Source organism: Sphaerotilus sp. (assembly GCF_041083715.1).
Taxonomy (GTDB): Bacteria; Pseudomonadota; Gammaproteobacteria; order Burkholderiales; family Burkholderiaceae_C; genus Sphaerotilus.
The window spans coordinates 1-6,459 of sequence record NZ_JBFPGY010000307.1; the positions used below are offsets into that span (position 1 = coordinate 1).

Consider the following 6,459-nt stretch of genomic DNA (forward strand, 5'->3'; position numbering starts at 1 on the left):
CGCCGACATCAAGGCCGTCCGCCCGGACGTGGTGGTCAGCGTGGACCACGAAGGCGGCCGCGTGCAGCGCTTCCGCACCGACGGGTTCACCCACCTGCCCGCGATGCGCACGCTCGGCGAGCGCTGGTTGGACGACGGCCGCCATGGCCCCGGCCACGGCGCCATGACCGCCTGCGACATGGCGACCGCCGCCGGCTACATCCTGGCCGCCGAGCTGCGCGCCTGCGGCGTGGACCTGAGCTTCACGCCCGTGCTCGACCTCGACCACGGCCGCAGCGGCGTGATCGGCAGCCGCGCTTTCCACCGCGACCCGCGCGTGGTCGGCACGCTGGCACGCAGCCTGATGCACGGCCTGCTGCAGGCCGGGATGGCCAACTGCGGCAAGCACTTCCCCGGCCACGGCTGGGCGGAGGCCGACAGCCACGTCGCCGCACCCAAGGACGAACGCACGCTCACCGCCATCCTTGCGGACGACGCCCGGCCGTACGAATGGCTCTCGACCAGCCTGACCAGCGTGATGCCGGCCCATGTGGTCTACCCGAAGGTGGACAAGCGCCCGGCAGGCTACTCGACGCGCTGGCTGAACGACATCCTGCGCGAGCGGCTCGGCTTCACCGGCGTCGTGTTCAGCGACGACCTGAGCATGGAGGGCGCGCGGCGTGTGCCGGGCGTGAAGAACGGTGCCGTGCTGTGCTACGCCGAAGCGGCGGTGCTCGCGCTGGCAGCGGGCTGCGACATGGTGCTGCTGTGCAACCAGTCGCTCGACGGCGGCAAGGCGGTCGATGACCTGCTCGACGGCCTGGCGGCGGCGCTGGAGCGCGGCGAGTGGCAGACCAGCCCCGACAGCGAGGCTCGGCGACTGGCGCTGCTGCCCCAGACGCCGCCGATCCCCTGGGACGACCTGGTGCACCACGCGCCCTACCTGCGGGCGCTGGAGCGGCTGGGCGGCTGACCCCTCTCCTGCGCCGCCGCACCCAGGTCGTCAGCCCATCGACGGCCGGGCAGCCAACCGCGCCGCCTGCGCGATCCAGTTCTCGCGGTAGACGCGCGAACCGAAGTTGGGCAGGTGGTTCGCCACCCACGCCAGTTCGGCCGGCGACCAGCTCGCGATCTGCCAGAAGTAGCGCACACCCTGTGCGTGCAGCCAGCGTTCGTTGACCGGACCGATGCCGTCGATGCTCTTCAGGTCATCGGGGCGCTGGTGGTCCAGCTCGACGGGCGCAGGCTGCTGTCCGGCACCCGCCGCCAGCACCAGCCGCTCCAGCTCGGCCCCCGTCAGGCTCGCCGCGTCCGACACCGCCGGCCGCACGACTGCGGGCACCGCTGGCACGGGCGGCGGCACCAGCGCGGCCAGTTCGGCGATGCGGGCCTGGGCCTGCTGCTGCTGGTCGCGTTCGGTCTGCAGGCGGGCGCTCAGCGTGGCGAGCTGTTCGTCGTTCTCGGCCAGTGTCACGCGCAGGGCGCGCAGCTCGGTCTCCAGCTCCTGGCTGCGTGACTGCGACTGGGCCAGCTCTTGCTGCAAGGCCTGCTCGCGCAGCTGGGCAGCGGACTGGCCGGCGGCCTGGGCATCGCACTCGGACCGGGCCGCCAGCAGGGACTCGTCAGCCTCCCTGGCCACGTCGGCCTGTGTGGAAAGCGCCGTGCGGTGGGCGGCCTCCAGTGCGGCATGGCGGGTCTGCAGATCGGCCAGCTGGTCGGACAGGTGCGCCGCGCGGCTGGTCTCGGTGTTGAGCAGCGTGATGCGCGATTCATAGGCGGTCTGCAGCGCGTCGAGGCGCCCTTGCAGCGACGCGACCTCTGCACCCAGCTCCTGGCGCGCCGCGTGGTGTTCATCGACGCTGGCGCTCAACGCCAGCGCGCGCGCGCTGGTCTGGCGGTGTTCGGCGTCGAGCGCGTCCAGACGGTCCTGCAGTGCAGCGAGTTCCGTGGCATGGCGGCGCTGCTGGCAGAAACGGTTCAGCAGCAGTCCGAGCGCCAGGCCGGCCAGGCAGGCCAGCAGGAGGTACAGCCACAACTGGCTCAACAGGTACATGGTGATCTCTCCGCGGTGTTTGTTGGTGTGGGTGCCGGCCTGTCGGCGCTCGGCCGCAACTCAGGGCGCCTTGGACGCCAGATGGAACTCGATGCGGCGGTTGCGCTCGTGGGCCTCGGGCGTACGGCCCTGGTCCAGCAGGCGCTCTTGGCCGAAGCCCTGTGCCTGCAACCGGCTCACCGGCACACCACGCCGGACCAGCGCATCGACCACCGCCTGCGCGCGACGCTGCGACAGGCGCATGTTCGCGGCGGCGTCGCCCTGGGCGTCGGTGTGGCCGTCCACGCGCATGCGGGCCTGCGGACAGCGCATGGACAGCGTGTGCAGCTGCTCCAGCAAGGGCACGCTGGAAGGATCCAGTTCGGCCGACGCCAGCTTGAAGCGGATCTGCCGGGCTTCCAGTACCTGCGCCATCGCGACTTGGCAGTCCTCGGCCGACAGCGGACCGGAGGCCGCCACCGGGGCGCGGGAGGCCGCAGCCACCACCAGGGCGGGAGCCGGCAAGGTCGGTGCAGGGGACGTCTGGTCGTCCTCCAGCCGGGCGAACACGCCGGGCACGCCCATCATGGGCCGCAGCGCAGTGCTGGCCGCGGCATAGGCCGCCGCGCGCTGGGCGGGTGATGGCGCTTCGCCGACGATGCGACCGACCTCGTTGTCGATCTGCAGGCCCGCCCAGGGAAACCCCGCCGCACCGAGGACCTGGGCAGCGTCCGCTGCGGTGCGCTGGCGCACTGCATCCGCCTGGCCATCCCCGCGTCCGATCAACAGCCACACCAGCAGAGCCAGACCAGCCAGGCCCAGCACGGTGCAGACCGGGCAACTCCACCATCGCCTCGACATCGCGTCTCCTCTTCGCCATCGCGAGCCACCACGGCCCACCCGGACCGCAGCACTGCACAGCGCCTGTCTTCGTGATGCCGAGTAATGTATCGGCACTTGTGACTTCTTTAACACTCTTTCGGTGAGGATCGGGGTAACTGATGCGCCCAGGTCTCAGATCGGAACGAGCACCGCTGGCAGCACCCCGCGCAGCGCGTTGCAGACCGCCAGCGCCTCGGCCCGGTCCAGATCGGCGGGCCAGAGCACCCGCTCGGACACCTGCCAGACCGGATCCGCCATCAGCGCGGACCGCATCACGCCCGGCAGCACACCGGCCGATCCCGGCGGCGTGTACCAGCGCCCGTCCAGTTTCACCAGCAAGGTGCTGCGCCCGCCTTCGGTCAGGGCACCACGCGCATCGACGAACAGACGGTCGAACGCGCCGAGTGCCTCGGCCTCGCGCACCGCGGCGTCGTAGGTTGCGCGCAGGGAGGTCTTGTGTGACAGCAACGCGGCGTCCTGCACGGGCACGCGGCCCTGCGGCGCGAGCAGGCGCACCGGTCCGTCCGGCCATGGCGCAAGCACACCCGATCGGCAAACCAGCCCGCCACCATGCGACAGGTCGATCCGCAGGCGGTGCACCTGGGTCGCCTCTGTCGGAAAGGCCTGCACCGCCTCGGCCACCGCGGCTTGCACAGCGGCCGCGGTCGCGGTGAAGCCGAGTGCCGCGGCGCTGCCGAGCAGGCGAGCCAGATGGGCCTCGAAGCGACACACCTGCCGGCCCTCGACCCGCATCGTCTCGAACAGCGTGAAGCCGGGATCGGTGCCCGTCAGGAAACGGACCTTGTGCCGGCACTCCGCCGCCTCCGACGCCACCTCCGAGTCCAGCACGATGCCGCCACCCACACCCAGCACCACCGCCCGCGTGCCATCGCATGGGTCGGCCGCGCCAACGTCCAGCGTGCGGATCGCCACCGACAGGCAGAAGTCCCCCATCACCCGCCCGGCCGCGTGGTCGGCGGCGTCTGGTGCATCCAGCCAGCCGATCGCGCCGGTGTAGAGCCCGCGGGGCGAGGATTCGAGCCGGCCGATGACCGACATCGTCTGGCGCTTGGGCGCGCCGGTGATCGAGCCGCAGGGAAACACCGCCCGCAGCACGTCCGGCAGGTCGGTGGCGGGCGGCAGATCCGCCTCAATGGTCGAGGTCATCTGGAACACCGTCCGGTACGGTTCGACCGCGAACAGCGCCGGCACGCGCACGCTGCCGACCGTGGCCAGCCGGCCGAGATCGTTGCGCAGCAGGTCGACGATCATCAGGTTCTCGGCGCGGTTCTTCACGTCACGGGCCAGCCAGTCGGCGCTGGCCTGGTCGGCAGCCAGGTCGGCATGGCGCGGGGCGGTGCCCTTCATGGGACGGGTGACGAGGCGCCCCGCGTGGTGGTGCACGAACAGCTCGGGCGAACAGGACAGCACCCAGCGGTCCTGCGGCAGGGCGATCAGTGCGCCGAACGGCACCGGTTGCGCCGCCCGCAAACGCCGGTACAGCGCCAGCGGCGTGCCGACACTGCGGCCACGCAGGCGCTGCGTGTGGTTGACCTGGTAGGTCTCGCCAGCGCGGATGCGGGCGTGGATCTCGCCGATGGCGGCGGTGTAGGTCGCCTCGTCATCGTCCGGCGTCAGGCCGAATACCCCGGCCGGGGCCGGTGCCTGCGCACCTTCCTGCCGCGCCAGCCACGCGTCCACGCCGTCGCGTGCGAGTCGCTCGCAGTGCGCAAAGCGCAACAGGCGCAGGGCGCCGGGTGGCGCCGCCAGCCCTGCCAGACGGACGCCCCATTCGTAGTCGGCCAGCAGCACCAGATGCACGCCCTGTGTCCAATCGGCCATGGCAGCGGACCAGACGGTGTCCAGCTCGGCCGGATCTGCACAGCAGTGTTCCCCGAGCCAGCCCGTGAACAGCCGACTCGCGGCCATGTCGGCAGGAGCGCTGGCGTCGTCCAGCAGAACGAATGCCGGGGCAAGCGAGGGAGCGATCGAAATCGGGTCGGGCATGGTCGAACAATCGAGCGGACAGATGTGGCACAGGGTGCGGATGCTGATCCGCCAGCAAAAACGCCGCCGGGCACAGAGCCGGGCGGCGTCGGGGCGAAGCGCCGGGGCGCTTCGCGGTCAGGCAGGGGCCTTGGCGGGTCAGGCTTCGGCGGACGCGGAGTCGGTGGTCTCGAACGGCAGCTGCAGTCCGGCCAGATCGCGGCGCGTCTCGACCAGGATCAGCGGGCCTTCGTCGACCACGACCACCGGACGCGGCTCGCGCGGCTGGCGCACCGGCGCCGGCGTGCTGGCAATGGCGTCCTGCACGGCGCGCACCTTGTCGGTGTCGCTGTTGATCCACTCGAGTCCGGCGCTGCGGGCCACCGCCGCCAGTTCGTCGAGTTGCAGGACATACGCGGAGGCCACCACGGCGGGCGCGGCCACTTCGGATGCCTGGGGCACCACGGCGGCCACGGCCACCGGAGCCACTTCGGCCACGGGTGCGGCGACCGGCTCGACCACCGCGGGGGTCTCCACCACCGGAGCGGCTTCCGCCACGACCGCGTCCGTCACCACGGCAGCAGCAGCAGCGACGGCCACCACCGCCACGGCGGGTGCGGCCTCCTCGGCAACCACCGGAGCGGTTTCCGCCACCGGTGCCACGGCGTCGGCGGCAGCCGCGTCGGCCTGTGCCTCTTCGCGGTTGCGACCACCACGGCCACGGCGACGGCGACGACCTTCCTCGCGGCCCTCCTCGGTCGACTCGTCGCCACGCACCTCGGCACCAGCCACAGCCTCGGCCACCGGCTCGGCAGCGGGCGCTGCATCAGCGGTCACCGCAGCGGCAGCGTCGCCACCGTCGGCCTCGGCACCGTTCTCGCCGGGACGTGCTTCTTCACGGTCACGGCGGCCACGGCCACCACGGCGACGGCGACGGCCTTCGCGCTCGGCCTGGGCCGCGGCGCTTTCACCTTCGGGTGCCGGGGATGCGGTGTCCTCGAAGCCGGGTTGCACGTCCTCGACGGCCAGCGCGGCCACTTCGGGTGCGGGACGGCGCTCGCGCGGCGGACGCCCTCCGCTCGGCGCTTCGGCAACGGCCTCGGCCGGGCGGCGATCCTGCGAACGGTCACCGCGTCCACCGCGGCCACCTTCGGGGCGGGCCTCGGCCGGAGCACGCTCTCCCGTGCGCTCGGCGGCTTCGGGCTTGCTGCGTTCACCACCACGTTCACCACGGCGACCGTCGCGGCGGTTGCCGTCTCGTCCACCTTCGCGACCACCCTCGCGTCCGCCACGGCGTTCGCCGTTGCGCTCGCCACGGCCTTCGGTCTTGTCGGCAGGCTTGTCGGTCTTGCCGTCCACCGGCGCATCGACCACGGGGGCTGCAGGCACGGCCACCGGGGCCGGGACCGGCGCCGGAGCAACGCCGAACAGGCGCTTCATCCAGCCGAAGAAACCGGTGCCGGCAGCCACGGCTTCCGGTGCCGGCACCGCCGGAGCAGGCGCCACCACCGGTGCCGGCGCGACAGCGACCGGCGCCGGTTCGGCCTTGGGTGCGGCCACCGGGGCGGGCTGGTCCGGCA

The 6,459-nt window shown here is 72.4% G+C and carries 4 protein-coding genes and 1 pseudogene; 1 reads left to right on the forward strand and 4 read right to left on the reverse strand.

From position 1 onward, the window contains the following. Positions 1-952: beta-N-acetylhexosaminidase (nagZ, locus tag AB3X43_RS14320; protein ID WP_369430536.1), on the forward strand; the 952-nt coding region annotated here is incomplete at its 5' end. Between the two features lie 30 nt (positions 953-982). On the opposite strand, the gene AB3X43_RS14325 is transcribed toward nagZ, so the two are convergent. From AB3X43_RS14325 to AB3X43_RS14340, 4 genes and pseudogenes are all read right to left on the reverse strand, one after another. After that, a complete protein-coding gene (locus AB3X43_RS14325) occupies positions 983-2,032 on the reverse strand; it encodes a hypothetical protein (protein WP_369430537.1) in 1,050 nt (349 codons plus the stop codon). A 60-nt stretch (positions 2,033-2,092) separates the two neighbouring features. Then, a complete protein-coding gene (locus AB3X43_RS14330; RefSeq protein WP_369430538.1) occupies positions 2,093-2,872 on the reverse strand; it encodes an OmpA family protein in 780 nt (259 codons plus the stop codon). Between the two features lie 153 nt (positions 2,873-3,025). Further along, positions 3,026-4,900 carry a bifunctional chorismate-binding protein/class IV aminotransferase gene (locus AB3X43_RS14335; protein WP_369430539.1) on the reverse strand — a complete coding sequence of 625 codons (1,875 nt, stop codon included), beginning with the start codon at positions 4,898-4,900 and terminating at the stop codon, positions 3,026-3,028. A 138-nt stretch (positions 4,901-5,038) separates the two neighbouring features. After that, positions 5,039-6,459 (reverse strand): annotated as a pseudogene (locus AB3X43_RS14340) (Rne/Rng family ribonuclease); the annotation flags it as partial.

Bases quoted from the DNA above. Each gene is read 5' to 3' on its own strand.
- AB3X43_RS14325 (WP_369430537.1), bottom strand. From the start codon at position 2,032: ATGTACCTGTTGAGCCAGTTGTGGCTGTACCTCCTGCTGGCCTGCCTG.
- AB3X43_RS14330 (WP_369430538.1), bottom strand. From the start codon at position 2,872: ATGTCGAGGCGATGGTGGAGTTGCCCGGTCTGCACCGTGCTGGGCCTG.
- AB3X43_RS14335 (WP_369430539.1), bottom strand. From the start codon at position 4,900: ATGCCCGACCCGATTTCGATCGCTCCCTCGCTTGCCCCGGCATTCGTT.